Source organism: Solwaraspora sp. WMMD406, assembly GCF_029626025.1.
In the GTDB taxonomy this organism is placed as follows: domain Bacteria; phylum Actinomycetota; class Actinomycetes; order Mycobacteriales; family Micromonosporaceae; genus Micromonospora_E.
Genome location: NZ_JARUBF010000001.1, coordinates 3,869,021 through 3,887,155, shown reverse-complemented (window position 1 = coordinate 3,887,155; position 18,135 = coordinate 3,869,021). Strand labels below are relative to the sequence as shown.

General features: G+C 72.3%; 2 protein-coding genes. Both read right to left on the bottom strand.

From position 1 onward, the window contains the following. Window positions 1-33: 33 nt before the first annotated feature. Window positions 34-1,299 (bottom strand): crotonyl-CoA carboxylase/reductase, encoded by a 1,266-nt coding sequence (gene ccrA, locus O7632_RS17090; RefSeq protein ID WP_278115541.1) that lies wholly within the window; start codon window positions 1,297-1,299, stop codon window positions 34-36. After that, complete coding sequence (locus tag O7632_RS17085) at window positions 1,296-18,134, bottom strand: non-ribosomal peptide synthetase (protein WP_278115539.1); 16,839 nt, start codon at window positions 18,132-18,134, stop codon at window positions 1,296-1,298. The genes ccrA and O7632_RS17085 overlap by 4 nt, the downstream gene beginning before the upstream one ends. Window position 18,135 lies beyond the last annotated feature (1 nt).

Sequence of the window (18,135 nt, the reverse complement as noted above, 5' to 3'; positions counted from 1 at the left end):
TCGACCCCGGCCCGGTCGGGCCGGGAACAGCGGTCAGCCAACCGCCGGAGCGGCTGCTGGTAGGTCCCGCAGACCTACCGTCGGAGCGTTGACGAGAACCGCCTGGTTACCTCGCGGATGGCGATTCTCGTACATCAACTGATGCGCCCAGGGAATCTCGGCGAACGACGCCGTACCGGCCAGGCAGGGAACGATGTCCCCGGCGGCGACGAGGTCGACGACGGCCCGGAACTGCCGGGTGTTCGCCCCGTGGGAACCCTGGAGACGTTTCTGCCGCATCCACAGGAAACGCAGGTCGATGTCGCCGTTGTAGCCCGAGGTGCCGCCGCAGGTCACCACCATCCCGGACGGAGCACACAGGTACAGCGAGGTCGGCATGGTGTCCGTTCCCGGGTGCTCGAACACGATCCTGGGTGGCACCCGCTCCCCCAGCGCCTCCCACACCGCCTGGCCGAAGGCACGAGCCCCGCGCGACCAGCGGGCATACCCAGCGGTGTCGGTCACGTCGGGCAGCCGTCCCCAATGGTCGAAGTGGCTGCGGTTGACCACACCGACCGCACCGAGTCCGAGGCAGTACTCGTATTTCGACTCGTCGGAGACCACCGCGACCGGCCGGCCGCCGAACCGTCGTACGATCTGGATCGCCATCGACCCGAGTCCGCCGGCGCCACCCCAGACCAGCACCGGATCGCCAGGCGTGACGACGTGCGGGGGCCAACCACACAACTGGCGGTACGCCGTAGCGCCGGTCAGCAGGAAGCAGGCGGCCATTTCCCAGGTCAGACCCGTTGGCTTGGGATGGCACTGGTAGTCGTCGACCAGACAGAACTGGGCGAACGATCCGTAGTTCGTCTCGTAGCCCCAGGCCAGGCCGCTCGTGCTGTAACCCGGATCACCGTACATGCGCATGTCTGGTGCGGTCTCGTCCCACTGTCCCGGGGAAAGGATCACGTGATCACCCACCGCGACGTGCCGGACGCCCGCGCCGATCGCCCACACCACTCCCGCACCGTCGGATCCACCGATGTGGAAGCCGGTCGGATCGCCGAGCTTCGTCCTGGCCGCGATCACGTCGACCGGCTGGCCCTGTCCCGCCCAGACGTTGTTGTAGTTGACACCGGCCGCCATCACCATCACCAGCACCTGGCCCGGACCGGGTCGTGGCGTCTCCACCACCTCCGGCCGCATGGCTTTCTCCGGCGGTCCGAACCGCTCCGGGCGGATCACCATCGCGTGCATGCGCGCCGGCACCTCGCCGACGGGTGGGATCTCTCCCAACGGATAAAGGTCCTTGGTCATCGCTCCTCCGAGGAACTCGTGCGTTCGAAGAGGGTGAGCTCACGGGTCAGGATCGGCCCGATCTCGACCAACGCGGCCTCGTCGAGCATCCCGTCGTGCGTACTACCGACGGTGTAATGACTGACCCGTCCAGTGAGCGACGGGCGCCACAGGTCGGCCGGCGGCGGTCCGGTCCGCTCCCGGGCCGTGAAGAGCAGGACATCGGCGGGAACCGGACCGGGTGTGTAACGGTGGGCGAGCCGCGCGTTGTTGCCGCTGACATCGACGATGGCATCCAGCCGGTCGGCGGCGAGCCGGGCCAGTTCGTGCGGGGCCTGCCGGAGCAGTCGGACCACCTCCGCCCGACTCGGGCACTCCGACTCCGCCACGGGCAGGCCGGCGGCGCGCAGCACGCCGGCCAGCAGCTCGGTCTCCCGGGGAACTCCCGGTCCGGCACCGGGAACGACCGGCATCGCATCGAGCAACACCGTCACCCCGGTCGGCTCGCCGAGCCGATGCGACTCGGCACCGATCGCGTGGGCGACCAGTCCGCCGAACGACCAGCCGAGAAGGTGGAACGGCCCGGTTGGCCGCAGGCGGCGGATCTGTTGTAGATAGTCGGCGGCCATCTCCTCGATCGAGGACGGCAACGATCCCGGTTCGGCGAAACCCCGTGCCTGCACCCCGACGAGGGGAAACTCGCTCGGTAGATGGCGGATCAGTCCGGCGTAGCTCCAGCTGAGTCCCGCCACGGCGTGAACGCAGAAGACCGGGGTGCCACCCGTCCCCGCGCGCAGCGGAACCAGCAGGTCCCAGGCCTGGTCGCGGGGCAGGCCGGTGTCGAGTCGGCGGGCCAGTGCCGCCGGCGTCGCCGCGTCGAAGAGCCCACCCACCGACAGCGCCACCCCCGTCGTCGCCTGGATCCGGGCGATCAGCCGAGCCGCCAGCAGTGAATGGCCGCCCAGGTCGAAGAAGTTCTGCTCCGGACCGACCGACGGCACCTGGAGCACCTCGGCGAAGAGCCGACACAGAATGTCTTCTCCGGTGGTCCGAGGCGCGGCGGTCCGAGGCGCGCTGGCCGCCGAAACGGGGATCGCCGAAACGGGGATCGCCGCTATCGCCGCTGAGGTCGCGGCCCGCGCATCGGCGCCGTCCGCGACCGCCGGCAGAGCCCTGCGGTCGAGCTTGCCGCTGAGCGTCGTCGGCAACGCGTCCAAGACGACCAGCGCGGTGGGGACCATGTGGTCGGGTAGTCGCCGCGCGGTGAAGATCCGCACCTCGTCGAGGTCCAGGTCCGCTCCGTCGGCGACGACGTAGCCCACTAGCTGGGATTCGCCGCGCCGGTCCGGACGGAGTGCCACGGCCGCCGCGACGACCCGCCGGTGGCGGGACAGGACCGCCTCCACCTCGCCCAACTCGATGCGGAAGCCACGGAGTTTCACCTGATCGTCGACGCGGCCGACGAAATCCAGCTCACCGAGGTCGCGGCGGCGCACGCGGTCACCAGTGCGGTACATCCGGGACCCGGGTGGGCCGTACGGGTCGGCGACGAACCTGGTCGCGGTCAGTCCGGGCCGTCCCAGGTAACCGCGGGCCAGGCCGCGACCAGCCAGGTAGAGCTCACCGGCCGGAGCCGGACGCAGCGCGCCGCCGAGCACCCGCAGCCCGGTGCCGGCCACCGGGTCACCGATCGGTGGCGGACGCGGGTCGTCCCGCAGCGGCGCGCTGAGCGTCGCGCAGACCGTCGCCTCCGTCGGACCGTACGCGTTGTGCAGCCGCAGGTGCCGTGCCCACGTCGCGGCCAGCGGCGCGGGACACGCCTCGCCCGCCACCACGACCGTCAACGACGGCGGCAGGGCACCGGAGGCTATCGTCGCCAGCGCCGACGGCGGAATCGTCAGGTGCGTGATCGCGTGGCGACAGACCAGGTCCGGCAGTTCGGCCGGGGAGATCAACGGCCCGGGAGGCAGCACCAACGTCCCGCCCGTGAGCAGCGCCATGCCGAGCTCCCAGAACGCCGCGTCGAATCCGGGTGACGAGAACTGCATGACCCGGGCGGCCGGACCGGCGCCGAGTCGAGCCCGCTGGGTCTCACACAGCCGACCGACGCCGGCGTGGGTCACCACGACGCCCTTCGGTGCGCCGGTCGAGCCCGACGTGTAGATGACGTACGCCGTGTCGTCCGGACGCGGCCCGGGCCCGGGATCGCCCTGGGCCCCGGCTCGCATCAGCGCGGACAGGTCACCCGGACCGACGACGAGCGCGGGCCGCGCGTCGGCGAGTACCGCCTTCCGCCGAGGATCCGGGTAGGCCGGGTCGATCGGCAGGTAGGCCGCTCCGGCGCGCAGCACGCCCAGCATCGCGACGATCAGCTCGATCGATCGGGGCAGCGTGAGCGCGACCAGGCGACCCGGGCCGATCCCGGCGGCACGCAGCCCGCTCGCCGTCGCGGCTACGTCCCGGTCGAGGTCGGCGTAGCTGAGCGTACGTGGGCCGTGGACCAGCGCGGGGGCGTCGGGTGTCGCCGCGACCACGGCGGCGAAGATGTCACTCACGGTACCCGGCAGGGATGAGGACGACGCGGACAGCGCGGACGACGAACCGGACGGGACGGGATCGTCGAACACGACCGTGCCCAACGGACGGTCCGGATCCGCCGCGAAGGCCACCAGGAACCGCCGCAGCCAGCCCATCACCCGCTCCGCCGTACCGCCCGGGAGCAGATCTGGCCGGTGGTCCAGCCGTACGCGCAGCCGATCCCCGTCCGGACCACAGTTGAGGTTGAGCGGATAGTGGGCGGCGTCGTGACCGCGTACGTCGCCCACCCGAAGGTCGCCGGCGACCGCCGACGGCGCGCGATGGACCGGAGTGTTCTCGAAGACCATCGCCGTGTCGAACAGCGGATCGAGGCCGGTACGGCGGCACACGTCGGACAGGGCCACGTGCCGGTACGGTGTCAGCGCCGCCTGCTCGTGCTGGACCCTGTCCACCACCGCCCGCATCGGTTCGGCCGGAGTCAGCCGCACCCGTACCGGCAAGGTGTTGATCATCAGCCCGATGACGTTCTCGACGCCTGGCAGCTCGTCCGGCCGTCCGGCGGCGGTGCCGCCGAACACCACGTCGTCGTGCCCGGTCAGCCGGCCCACCACCGCCGCCCAGGCCACCCGCAGGACGCTGGCCAGGGTGAGACCGTGCGCGACGGCGACACGACGCAGCCGCGCCGTCACATCCGCCGGCAGGTGTTCGGTGAGCTGCTGACTCACCTTCTCGGTGGCGGCTCGACCAGCGACCGCCGGGGCCACCAGCGGCGCGGCCGCCAGACCGGCCAGAGCCCGCTGCCAGGTGGCCCCTGCGACGTCGAGATCCTGGCTGTCGAGCCAGGACAGGTAGTCGCGCAGGGGCGGCCGAGGCGGCATCGGCACACCGGTGTAGGCGGCCAGCAGGTCCTGCAGCACGAGCGGCACACTCCACCCGTCCAGCAGGAGGTGATGGTTGGTCAGTACCAGTCGATGGTGCCGCTCGCCGAGGCGCAGCAACGCGAAGCGCAGCAGCGGTGGGGTGTCGACCCGGAAGCGACGGGTCCGTTCCTCGACGGCCAGTCTGACCGCCCGTTCCTCCGGATCCGGATCAGCCGACAGGTCGACCTCGGTCCACGGAAGCTCCGCCGAGGCGGGGATCACCTGCACCGGACGGCCCGACCGGGGATACCAGAAGCCGGCCCGCAGCGCCGGATGCCGGCTGAGCAGCGCCGCTGCGGCGCGCCGCAGCGAAGCGGGGTTCAGCTCGCCCCACAGGTCGACAGCGAGCTGAACGGCGTAGACGTCCGCGCGGTCCGGATCGGCCTGAAGGTGGTAGAGCAGGCCCTCCTGTAGGGGGGTCAGCGGCAGCACGTCGACGTAGCCGGGCCATCGGGCCGCCAACTCGTCGATGCTCGCCTGGTTCAGGCGGGAGAGCCGCAGATCGCTGGGAGACCGTCCACCGAGGCCGCTGTCGGCACAAGCGACCAGCTCCCGCAGCGCCGCCGACCAGGCGTCGGCGAGGCCGGTCAGGTCCTCGTCGGCGAAAAGGTCACGCGGACTGGTCAGGATCAGGGTCACCGTCGGTCCGTCGGACGTGTCGACCGCGTACCCGGTGATCTCGAGTGCGTGGGTACGGGCTGCCGACCCGCCGGTCGACGCCTCCGCAGCCGGCTCGACCGTTACCTCGGTCGTCGCCGCTGCGGTTGCCAGCTGGCCGGCCTGCTCCGCCGGAACCCGGCCCAGGAAGTTGAAACCGATCTGCGGCCGGGGCAGCGCCGCGAGCACCGTCGCGGTCTGCGGATTCAGGTACCGCAGCAGGCCGTAGCCGATGCCCTGGTCCGGTACGGCGCGCAGTTGCTCCTTCATCCGCTTGACCGCCGCGGCGACCGCCGCGTGATCGCCCTCACCCGGGTCCGGACCCGGGTCGAGGCGGACCGGATGCACACTGGTGAACCAGCCGACCGTGCGGGACAGGTCGATGCCCGGCCGTTCGACCCGGCCGTGTCCCTCGACGTCCACCAACACCGACCCGCCCTGCCTGCCGGTGGCCCCGCGCCATCTGCTGACGGCGAGGGCAAGGGTAGCCAGCAGCAACTCGGAAACGCCGGCGTGGAAGGCCCGAGCGGCGCGGTCGAGCACGCCGGCACCGAGGGCTACCGGAAGGTCGCGGCGCAGCGTCCGTCTGGGCAGGGCCGGTTGCCCCGTCGCCGTCGACGAACGGGTGCTCAGCGGTTCCTCGCCGTCGGACGACAGTGTCGTCCAGAAGGGCATCTCCGCCAGCCGCCTCGGATCCTGGGCGTCCCGTACGAGGTGTTCGGCCCACTGTCGATACGAGGTGCCGACCGGCGCGGGTGCCACCGGCGCGCCACGAGTCTGCCCACGCCAGGCGTCGGCCAGGTCGGGCAGGAGGATGCGCCACGAGACGACGTCGACGGCGATGTGGTGGATGATCAGTACGCACCGGCCGGTGCGGGTCCGTCCACGGTCGACCCATACCGCCTGGACCAGGGTCCCGGCCGCAGGGTCGAGGCGGGAGCGGGCGGCCGCGACCGCCGCGACAGTGCGCCGCCGGACGTCGGCGTCGAGGGCGTCGTGGGCGGCAGGATCGACGTCGGTCCCGGCGTATGCATCGACGTCGGTCAGACTCGCGGCGTCGATCCGGTGCACCAACGGATCCGCCGGTACGGCCCCCGCCGGCCGGCCGGTCAACGCCCAGTAGCCACCTGGTGGGCAGTGCAGCTGCATCCGTAGCGCGTCATGGTGGTCGAGCATGGCCTGCAGGCCGGCGACGAACTGGGCGCGATCCAGCCCCGTTGGCACCACCACGATGGCGGCCTGGCTGAAGGTGTCGACGTCACCGCCGCGCTCGCGCAGCCAGTGGACGATCGGGGTGAGTGGCACCGGACCCGACGGGGCGGCCGCGTCCACGGTGGGAACGACGACCGGCCTCGCCACAGCGGCCAGCGCGGCCGCGGTCTGGTGCTCGAGTACGTCCCGTGGGGTGAGCACGAGGCCCGCCGCTCGGGCCCGGCTCGCCAGCTGGATCGCGATGACACTGTCGCCGCCCAGGGCGAAGAACTCCTCGTCGACGCCGACGTCGTCCCGGCCGAACAGCCCACCGATGATCGTGGCCAGCGTACGTGCGTTGTCCGCCGGAACGGCCGTCGGACGACGCGGCAGGTCTGACGCGGACGGTGTCCGGCGAGGTGGGGAATCGAAGGCCGCCAACGCACGCCGGTCCACCTTGCCCGCACCGGTGAGGGGCAACGCCGCCACCGCCGAGAACACGGCTGGCACCATCGCCGGCGGCAGCTGCCGCGCCATCGTGGACCGCAGCTCGGCGAGGTCGGGCTCGACATCCGGTGCCGCCACGACGTACGCGGCCAGGTAGCGTCCACCGGGGCGGTCGTCCCGGGCGACCACCGCCGCGGCCCGAACACCGGGGCAGGTGAGCAGGGCCGCTTCGATCTCGGCGGGTTCCACCCGATGGCCGTGGATCTTGATCTGGTCGTCGGCGCGCCCGACGAAGTCGAGCGTGCCGACCGACCGCCATCGGACCAGGTCACCGGTGCGGTACAGGCGGTGCCCCGGTGCGCCGAACGGATCGGCGACGAACCACGCCGAGGTCAGGCCGGGCCGGTGCAGATAGCCCCGGGCCAGGCCAGGGCCGGCCACGTACAGTTCGCCCACGTGCCCGATCGGCACCGGCCGTAAGGCCGCGTCGAGTACGTAGGCACGAACGTTGTCGATCGGCGCGCCGATCGTCGGATGGTCACCGGGATCGAGTGGTGGGCTGTGGGTCGCACAGACCGTCACCTCGGTGGGCCCGTACGCGTTGATCATCCGGCGGCCGGCGGCCCACCGGGTGACCAGTTCCGGCGCGCACGCCTCACCCGAGACGACGAGCGTCAGACCGGTCGGCAGACTGTCCGGCGCCAGCGTGGCCAACATCGCCGGTGGAAGCGCGGCGTGGCTCACCCGGTGCCGGACGATCACCTCGGCGGTCTCCTCCGCCGACCGCAACCCGGCCGGTGGCAGGACCAGTGCTGCCCCGTTGAGCAGAGCGGTGAGGGTCTCGGAGACCGCCGAGTCCGAACCCGGCGCGTAGAACTGCAGCAGCCTGCCCCCCGGCCCGAGGGCCCATCGTTGCCCTTGAGCGCGAGCCAGGTTGGCGATGCCGGCGTGGGTCACCAGCACCACCTTGGGCACCCCCGTCGATCCAGAGGTGGCGACGGCGTAGGCCGGGTGGTCCGGGCGTAGGGAGGCTCGCCGGTCGGCGTCGGTCGGGCGGGAAGCCGGCCCGCTCTCCCACCCTCGGAGGCTGTCCAGCACCAGTGTCGGGCGCGCGGCGGCCAGCAGGCTGGCCGTCCGGCTGGCCGGCAGGTCCGGGTCGAGCGGCAGGAACGCACCGCCGGCCTTGGCCACCGCGAGGACGGCGATCACCGCCGCGACCGAGCGCGGCAGCACGACGGCGACGATGCTCTCCGGGCCGACGCCCTCTTCGATCAGGTGGTACGCCAGTCGGTTGGCCCGAAGGTCGAGTTCCCGGTAGGTCACCGCCTCGCCGTCGGTCAGCAGGGCCGGGGCCGAGGGGTCGGCGGCGGCCCGCGCCTCGAACAGGGCCGGCAGCGTGGCCGGGTCGATCGGTCGCGTCGTGTCCGTGAACTCGGTGAGTAGGCGGTGCCGCTCCACCGAGCCGAGCAGGTCCAGCGTCGAGACCGGCCGGTGCGGATTGTCCACCGCGGTAGCCAGTAGGCGCTGGAGATGATCCACGAGCGTACGGGCGGTGGCTTCCTCGAACAGCGCCACCGCGTACCGCAACGACCCGGTGATGCCCGCCGGGGTGTCGGCGGCGTAGCGGTCGGCGAAGGTCCAGGTGAGGTCGAAGGCCGCCGGACCGCCGGGGACCGGTTCGGCTTCGACGGACAGGCCTGGCAGCTCGAGCCTGGGCGCGCGGCCCGAGTTCAGCACCAGCATGGTCTGGAACAGCGGATGCCGGGCCGGGTGCCGGGGCGGCTTCAGCTCCTCCACGACCTGCTCGAAAGGGAGATCGGCATGGTCGTACGCGGACAGGTCGACCTCGCGGACGCGACCGACCAGCGCCGCGAAGCTCGGATCGTCGGCGGTGTCGACCCGCAACACGAGCGTGTTGACGAAGAAGCCGACCAGATCCGAGGTGATACCGCCGGTCCGGTTGGCGAACGGGGTGCCCACCGGCACGTCCGGGCCGGCACCGGACCGGGTCAGCGTCGCCACCAACGCGGCGTGCAGGACCATGAACAGTGTCGCCTGATGCTCGCGGGCGAAGGCGACCAGGCGTGCGTGGGTCGCCGCGTCCACCGCGAAGTCGAGGTCGGCGCCCGCTCCGTCGCTGACCGTCGGCCGGGGACGGTCGGCGCGGAGGTCGATCTCGACCGGCAGTCCGGCGAGTCGGTCGCCCCAGTAGTGGCGCTGCGCCGCGCCTTGGTCGGCCACCACCTCGACGTGCCAGTGAGCGTAGTCGCGGTAGCGCACCGGCAGCGCCGACCACGCCGGCGCGTGCCCCCTGGCGCGTGCCCGGTAGGCCGCGCTCAGGTCCCGCGCCAACGGTGCCAACGACGCGCCATCAGCGGCTATGTGGTGCACGACCAGGACCAGCACGTGTACGTCCGGAGCCACGCGCAGCAGCCGGACCCGTACCGGGGGGTCGATCGCCAGAACGAACGGTTCGGCGCGAAGCTCGGCGAGCAGCCGTGGCAGGTCGTCCCCGGGTACGTCGACCGGCCGTAGGTCGGCAACGGGCACCTCGACGACGAGTTGCTCCGCGACACCGTCGCGTTCGGGGAAGACGGTCCGCAGGGTGTCCTGCCGTTCGACGACGTCGGCGAGAGCGAGGGCGAGGGCTTCGACGTCCAGCGGGCCGGTCAGCCGTTGGGCGAGCGCGATAGCGTAGTCCCCGGCCACGCCGCTGGTGCGGTGCAGGATCCACAGTCGCCGCTGCGCGGGCGACAGCGGCACCGGGCCGGACCGGTCCAGCCGGATCAGCGGCGGGCGAACGGACCTGGCGTCGACGAGTCGGCGGGCCAGCGCCGCCAGCGTCGGCTGTTCGAAGACGGTCCGCAACGGCACGTCCACCCCGAGCGCGGACCGTAGCCGGTCGACGAGGTTGACGGCGAGCAGCGAATGCCCGCCGAGCGCGAAGAAGCCGTCGTCGGCACTGACGCGTGGACGCCGCAGCAGGTCCGCCACAATTCCGCAGAGCAGATCCTCGTACGGGTCGACCGGCCCACCCCGGCGCGGCCGCTCCACGCTGTCGGCACCGACCGCGATGTCCGCACCCGTCACGCCGTCCGTACCCGCCGCGCCGTCCCGCACCGCGACGACCTCGACGGTACGGGGAACCGCGTTCGCGGCGAGCCGGTCGGCGGCGTACGCCCGTACGTCGCTGGCCTCGACCAGGTAGCCGGGTCGGGGCACGACGTACGCGTGCACGCGGTCTCCGGACGGATCGTTGCGCACCGCCACCGAGACCTCGGCCAGCAGCGGGTGTGCCGACAGGACCTGTTCGATCCGGGCCGGGTCGACGATGTCGGTCGCGGCGAGCGCGGCCCGTTGCCGCCGGGTGAGGAGTTCGATCGCGCCGACGCGCTGCTCCGGGTCGGCGGTGACGGACGTCAGGAGCCGGCCGAACCGGGCGACCAACTCGCTCACCGTGTCGTGGTCGAACATGTCGGTGCGGTACTCGGCCACCCCATACAGGCCGAGCGGTGCGCCGTCTTCGTCGCGGCGCTCGGTCAGGTCCACCAACAGATCGAACTTGGCCGCGCCCGCGTCGACCTGTTCGGTGACGACCCTCAGCCCTGGTAGCTCCAGACGGCGGGCGATCGCCGACTGGTACGACAGCATCACCTGGAACAACGGATGACGGCCGAGGTCCCGGGGCGGATTGACGGCCTCGACCAGCAGTTCGAAGGGAACATCCTGCTGCTCGTAGGCGGCCAGCGCGACGGCGCGCACCCGGCGCAGGAGTTCGGCGAAGGTGGGATCGCCCGACACGTCGGTACGCAGCACGAGCGTGTTGACGAAGAACCCGATGAGGTCTTCGGTGGCCGGGTCGACGCGCCCCGCCACCGGCGTACCGATCGGCAGGTCCACGCCCGAGCCGCTGCGGGTCAGGGTCGCCGCCAACGCCGCCTGCGCCACCATGAACACGGTCACGTCGTGGGCGCGGGCGAGCGCGGCCACCGCGGCGTGCGTCGCGGCGTCGACGGTGAACGGTATCCGGGCCGCCCGGCCGCCGGTGGTCGGCGGTCGTGGCCGGTCGGCGGGCAGCCGTACCTCGGCCGGTGCGGACGCGAGCGCCTGCCGCCAGAACGCGATCTGTCGGCTCACGACACTGTCGGTCTGGTCCGGCGACCCGAGAACGCGTCGCTGCCACACCGCGTAGTCCGCGTACTGTGCCGCGAGCGGCGGGAACTCGGGAGCCCGTCCGACGCGACGCGCGGCGTAGGCGGCGGCGAGGTCGCGTTGGAACGGCAGCCAGGACCCGCCATCGGCGACGACGTGGTGCATCACCACCAGCAGCAGATGCTCGTTCGGCCCTGACGACAGCAGACGAACCCGCAGCGGAGGTGCCTGTGTCAGATCGAAGGGCCGGCGCACCAGTTCCTCGACCGTGCCGTCGGCGTCCCAGGTCAACTCGACGGGGGCCGGCAGGATGAGCTGGTACGGCTCGTCGTCGTGCACGGGGAAGACGGTGCGCAGGCTCTCGTGCCGCTCGACCACATCGGCGAAGGCCCGGCGCAACGCCTCCTGGTCCAGGTCTCCGGTGAGCCGCACCGCGAGCGGAACATGGTACGCCGTCGATGGGTCCAGCCGGTTGAGGAACCACAGCCGTCGTTGTGCGTACGACAGCGGCGGCCGGGGCGGGCGGATCTGCGGGCCCAGCCGAGGGCGGACGGCGACGGCACCGCCGTCGGCGGCGGACCCGAGAGCCGGTCCGGCGGCGGACCCGAGAGCCGGTCCGAGTGCGGACCCGAGGCCGGCGACGGTCGGAGCCGCGAAGAGCGTCCCCACCGACACCTCGACACCGAAAACGTCGCGGATCCGGCCGATCAGCCGTACCGCGAGCAGCGAGTGGCCGCCGAGGGCGAAGAAGTCGTCGTCCAGCCCGATCTGCGGCAACCCCAGCACATCGGCGAACAGGCCGGCGAGCACCGTGTCGCGTGCGGTGTCCGGAGTACGACCGGCCCCGCCCGGAGTCGGCGCGGGCAGACGCGCGGAGTCGACCTTGCCGTGCGCGGTCAGCGGAAGATCGGTAAGGACGGTCACTGTCGGAACCAGCGGTGCCGGGAGGTACGCCGCCGCGTGACGCCGTACCTCCTGCGGGTCGGGCACGGCGTCGCCCACACTCACCACGTAGCTGTCGAGCCGATCCCCGCGCGCCACCGCGACCGCGCGCCCGACCGCCGGGTGCGCGACGAGCACCGCCTCCACCTCGCCGAGTTCGACCCGGTGCCCACGGACCTTGACTTGGGCATCGACGCGACCGAGGAACTCCAACTCGCCGTCGCCACGCAGTCGGACCAGGTCGCCGGTCCGGTACAGGCGGGTCCCCGGCGGTCCGGTCGGATTCGCGACGAAGCGGGTCGCGCTCAGCCCGGACCGGCGCCAGTAGCCGCGAGCGACGCCCGCGCCACCGATGTACAACTCCCCCGGCACCCCCGGCGGAACCGGTCGGAGTCGGTCGTCGAGGACGTGCACGGTGGTATTCCACAGTGGCCGACCGATGGGGACAGGGCCGGACGGCAGCACCGTGGCCGGGGGGATCCGGTACGCGGTGGCTCCGATCGTCGTCTCGGTCGGCCCGTACTCGTTGATCACCGGTGTGTCCGGGTGCCGTTCGCGCCACGCGGCCAGCGCGGCACCGTGCAGTTGTTCGCCCGCGACCATCAGCTCCCCGGTGGGCGCGGCGGCGGCGACCGTCGCGAGCAGCGGCAGATGGCTCGGTGTGATCTTGACAAACGTCGGTGTGGGCCCGTCGGCCGCCGCCTCAAGGTCGGCGACGTGCACCTGTCCCCCGGTTGTCCACGGCACCAGCAACGACGGAATGGTGAAGTCGAAGGTCAGCGGCGAGTGCAGCAGGGCTACCCCGCGCAGGTGCGGGAACTCCGTGGCGGCCAGCGTGAGGAAGTTGGTCAGCGACCGGTGCTCCACGACCACGCCCTTCGGTGTGCCGGTGGAGCCGGACGTGCTGATGACGTACGCGGCATTGGCCGGTCGCAGCGGTGAGATCCGGTCGCGGTCGGTCGGGGCGGTCGTCGGGCAGGCGTCGATCCGGGTCATGTCGGACGGATCGTCGAGCACGACCCGGGTAGCGCGATCGGCGGTCGGGATCGTCGCGGCAGTCTGGATCCTCGCGGTGGTCTCGGTGACGACGCAGACCGGTCCGGTGTCCGCCAGCACGGCGGCCTGCCGGGCCGGCGGATGCGCGGGATCCAGCGGCAGATACGCGGCACCGGTCTTCAACACCGCTAGTAGCGTGACCGCGCACCGGGCCGACCGGGGCAGGACGACGGCCACGATCCGCTCCGGCCCGGCGCCGAGCCGGATGAGGTGATGGGCGACCTGGTTCGCGCGGCGGTCCAGTTCCGCGTAGGTCAGCGTCACACCGGATTCGGACAGGGCCGGAGCCTGCGGAGTTCGGGCGACCGTCTCCTCGAAGAGCGCGACCACGGTGACGTCACGGACCCGCCGGGAGGTGTCGTTGATCCGGATGAGCAGTCCGCGCTCGGCGTCGTCGCGGAGATCCACCGCACCGATCCTGGTACGCGGGTCGGTGAGCATCGCCGACAGCAGGGTGACATACCGCTCGGCGAACCGCCGCATCGTGGACTCGTCGAAGCGGTCGGTCGCGTACGCGATCGTGGCCTGCGGGCCGGTCACGGTGAGGGCGAGGTCGACCTTGGCACCGCCGGGCAGTTCGGTGTCCATTCGTTCGACGGTCAGGCCCGGCAGACGCAGCGACGGCGGTGGCGTCGTGTTGACGGTGAGCATCGTCTGGAACAGCGGATGCCGGACCGACCCACGGGTCGGGTTGAGCGCCTCGACGACCTGTTCGAACGGCACGTCGGCGTTGTCGTACGCCGCCACGTCGACGGCGCGGACCCGGTCCAGCAGCTCGGCGAACGTCGGATCGCCGCTGGTGTCCACCCTCAGCACGACGGTGTTGACGAGCAGACCGACCAGGTCCTCGGTGGCGGGGTCGACCCGCCCGGCGGTGGGTGTGCCGACGGGGACGTCGGTGCCGGCGCCCAGCCGGGTCAGCAGTGCGGCCAGAGCGGCGTGCAGCACCATGAAGGTGGTGCACCCGTGGTCGCGTGCGGCGTTCGCCAACCCGGTGAGCAGTTCCGGTCCGAGGGGAAACGAGATCGTGGCGGCGTCCGCCGAGGCCTGCGCCGGAGCGGGTCGGTCGGTGGCCGGCAGCACCTCGGCGGGGAGCCCGGCCAGGCGGGTACGCCAGAAGGCCAGCTGCCGGTGGGCCAGCGATTCGGCGCTGTCCGGGTCGCCGAGGACCAGTGCCTGCCACAGGGTGTAGTCGGCGTACTGCACGGCCGGGGCGGGCAGGTCGGGTGTCCGGCCGGTGCGGCGCGCGGCGTACGCGACGCCGAGGTCCCGGGCGAGCAGACCCAGTGACCAGCCGTCCGCGGCGATGTGGTGCACCACCACCTGGAGCACATGCCGGTTCGGTGCCAACCGGTACAGCCGCGCGCGCATCGGCTGATCGCGGTCGAGGGCGAACGGCATGGTCGCGGCCTCGGTCAGCGCGGCGGCCAGCACGACGGCAGCCTGGTCGACAGCAGCCCGGTCGACAGCAGCCCGGTCGACAGCAGCCTGGTCGACGGCGGACGGATCAGCGGCGGCCAGGTCGACGACGACGAGCCGCTGTGGCCGGTCGTCGATCCGCTGACAGGGTTCACCCGCCTCCATCGGCACCGTGGTCCGCAGGCTTTCGTGCCGAGCGGACACGTCGGCCACCGCGGCCACGAGCGCGTCGGGGTCCAGATCTCCGGTTATCCGTACGCCGAGCTGGATGTGGTAGGCGGGACTCGCCGCGCTCATCTGGTCGAGCAGCCACAACCGGCGCTGGGCGGCCGACAGCGGCAGCGTTTCCGGTCGCGGCCGCGCGACCAGTGGCGGCCGGGTGGTCCGCACGCTGTCGAGGCGCGCGGCGAGAGCCGCGACCGTGGGTGCAGCCAGGATCGCGCCGATCGGTAGGTCGACCCCGAGCACCGCCCGGACCCGGCCGGCCAACCTGACGGCGAGCAGCGAGTGGCCGCCGAGGGCGTAGAAGTCGTCGGTGGCGGCGACGTGCGCGACGTCCAGCACGTCGGCCATCAGGTCGGCGAGGATCTCCTCGCGTGGTGTGCCGGGGGCACGGCCGGCCCCGGACAGCGGTACGACGTCCGGCAGCGACGCGCGATCGATCTTGCCGTTGCGGGTCAGCGGTACGGCGTCGAGAGCGGTGACGACACCGGGCACCATCGCCGACGGCAGCCGCTCGGACAGGTGGTGGCGCAGCCCGGCCGGATCGATCCGCTGCCCTGGGACAGCAACCACGTACGCCACCAGCTGGTCATCGGCCACCCGGTCCCGCCGGGCGACGACGACGGCCCGCGCCACGGTGTGGTGGCTCTCCAGCGCCGCCTCGACCTCCGCCGGCTCGATCCGGTGTCCACGGATCTTGAGCTGGTCGTCGATCCGGCCGCGATACTCCAGTACGGCGCCGCCGCCGACGGCTCGGGCGAGGTCACCGCTGCGGTACATCCGTGACCCGGGCGGGCCCGTCGGATCGGCGACGAACCGGGACGCGGTCAGGCCCGGCTGGTCGAGGTAGCCCATCGTGACGCCGGCCCCGGAGACGTACACCTCACCGGGGGTCCCGGTCGGGGCGGGGCGCAGCCACGGGTCGAGGATGCGGCAGCCCCATCCGGGCAGGGCGACACCGATCGGACTCCCGCCGCCGCGCACCACGTCGTCGTCGACGTCGATCCAGGTGGAGTGCACGGTGGTCTCGGTGATGCCGTACATGTTGATCAGCACCGGGCGATCGGCGTGACGTCGCCGCCATGACACCAGCCGCCCGACGGCCAGCGCCTCACCGCCCAGAATGACGTAGCGCAGCGCCGCGGTGTCCACTGCGTCCGCCGCGTCGACGCTGTCCAACGCCCAGAACACCGACGGTGTCGCGCTGAGGACGGTGACCCGCTGGCTGGCCAACAGCGCCCAGAGCCGCCGAGGGGACCGGGTCACGTCCGCTGGGACGATCACCAGCCGGCCGCCGTGCAGCAACGCGCCCCACATCTCCCACACCGACACGTCGAAGGCGACGGAGTGCAGCAGGGTCCACACGTCGGCTGGCCCCACGTCGACGATGTGGCGGGTGGCGTCGATCAGACCGAGCACGTTGGCATGCCGGACCAGGACGCCCTTGGGCGTACCGGTCGATCCCGAGGTGTAGATCACATACGCGACGTCCGCCGCGCTGGCCGGGCTGGCGTCGTCCGCCGCGCTGGCCCGAGCGGTGCGGTGCGACGCCCGATCGGCCGGAGTGGCCGGCGGCAGGTCGATCGCGACGGTCTGCCACGGCCCGGACGTCGGTGCGACGAGATCGGCCACGGTCAGCACCACCGACACGCCCGCGTCGGTGAAGACGTCGGCGGCCCGCGACGGCGGGAAGTCCGCGTCCACCGGCACGTAGGCCGCGCCGGTCTTCAGGACGGCCAGCACCGCGACGACCATCCGGGTCGAGCGGGGCACCCGGACACCGACCCGGCTTCCTCTGCCGACGCCCATGCCGACCAGCCTGCGGGCCAGCAGATCCGCATCGGTACGGAGCTGCCGGTAGGTGGTGTCTGCGTCGGCGTCGGTCACCGCGACCTCGTCCGCACGCCCGGCGGCCACGGCATCGAAGCGATCGGCGAGCGACCGACTCTGGTGGGTGGCCGCAGCCGTCGGCGGGTGCCGTGGCAGCGGCGGGACATCGCCGACGGACACGGTCGGAACCCGCACCAGCGGTCTGCGCAGGTCGCTCACGAGCGCCGACAGGATGCCGCGTAGCCGGTTCAGCAGCCGCACCGCGTCGACCGGATGCCGCAGATCGGGTCGGTAGTCCAGTCGTAGCAGGAGTCGGCCGTCGACCGGGGCCACGGCCAGAGTCAGCGGATAGTGCGTCGCGTCGACGCTCTCCGTCCGCACCACGGTGAGTTCACCCACGGATGCCCGCAGGGACGAGGCGTCGACCGGATAGTTCTCGAACACCAGCGTGGTGTCGAACAACTCGCCCAGCCCGGCCCACCGCTGGATCCGGTCCAGTGGCGTGTGGTGGTGGTCCAGCAGGCTGGCCTGTTCCCGCTGCAGCCGGCGCAGCAGCAGGAGCACCGACTCCGCCGGGTCCAGCCGGAGCCGTACCGGCACCGTGTTGATCAGCAGTCCGACCATGGACTCCGCGCCGGGCAGCTCCGCCGGCCGGCCGGAGACGGTGGCGCCGAACACCACGTCGGTACGGCCGGTGACGGTGGCGAGCAGCAGTGCCCAGCCGGTCTGCAGCACCGTGTTGACGGAGACGCCCGTGGACCGGGCGGCGGCCCGCAGGTCGGCGGTCTGGGTCGGGGACAGTTCCACGGCCGTACGGCGTGGTGGCGGCCCGGATCTGGGCAGGTCCGGCGCGACGAGAGTGGGCGCGTCGAGCCCGGCCAGCGCGGCCTGCCAGGTCGCCCGCGCGGACTCCGCATCCCGGGCCCCGATCCAGGACAGGTAGTCACGATAGGCCGGCACCGGTGGCAGCCCTTCGGCCTTCGCGTCGTGCTGGTACAGCCAGAAGAGATCGCGGGCCAGCAGCGGTACGGACCAGCCGTCGAGCAGCAGATGGTGCACGGTGACGATGAGCCGATGCCGCCGGGCGTCGAGCCGCGCCAGGGTCATGCGCAGCAGTGGTGGGGTGGCCGGGTCGAAACGACAGGCCCGTTCCGCCACGGCGATCCGCCGGGCCGCCGTGTCCGACCCGCCCGGTTCACCGGCGACGTCGACGTAGTGCCAGGGCAGGTCGACAGCGTCGGGGATGATCTGCACGGGCGAACCCTGCCGCCGCTGCCAGAAGGCGGCCCGCAGGTTGGGGTGCCGCGCGAGCAGCGCCTGTCCGGCGGCGCGCAGCCTGACCTGGTCGAGCGAACCTTCGAGATCGACTGTCAGCTGGACGACGTAGACGTCGGCCCGGCTGGGATCGAGCAGCGCGTGGTACAGCAGTCCTTCCTGCAGCGGGGCCAGGGGCAGGACGTCCTGAATCCGGCCGGACGTCATC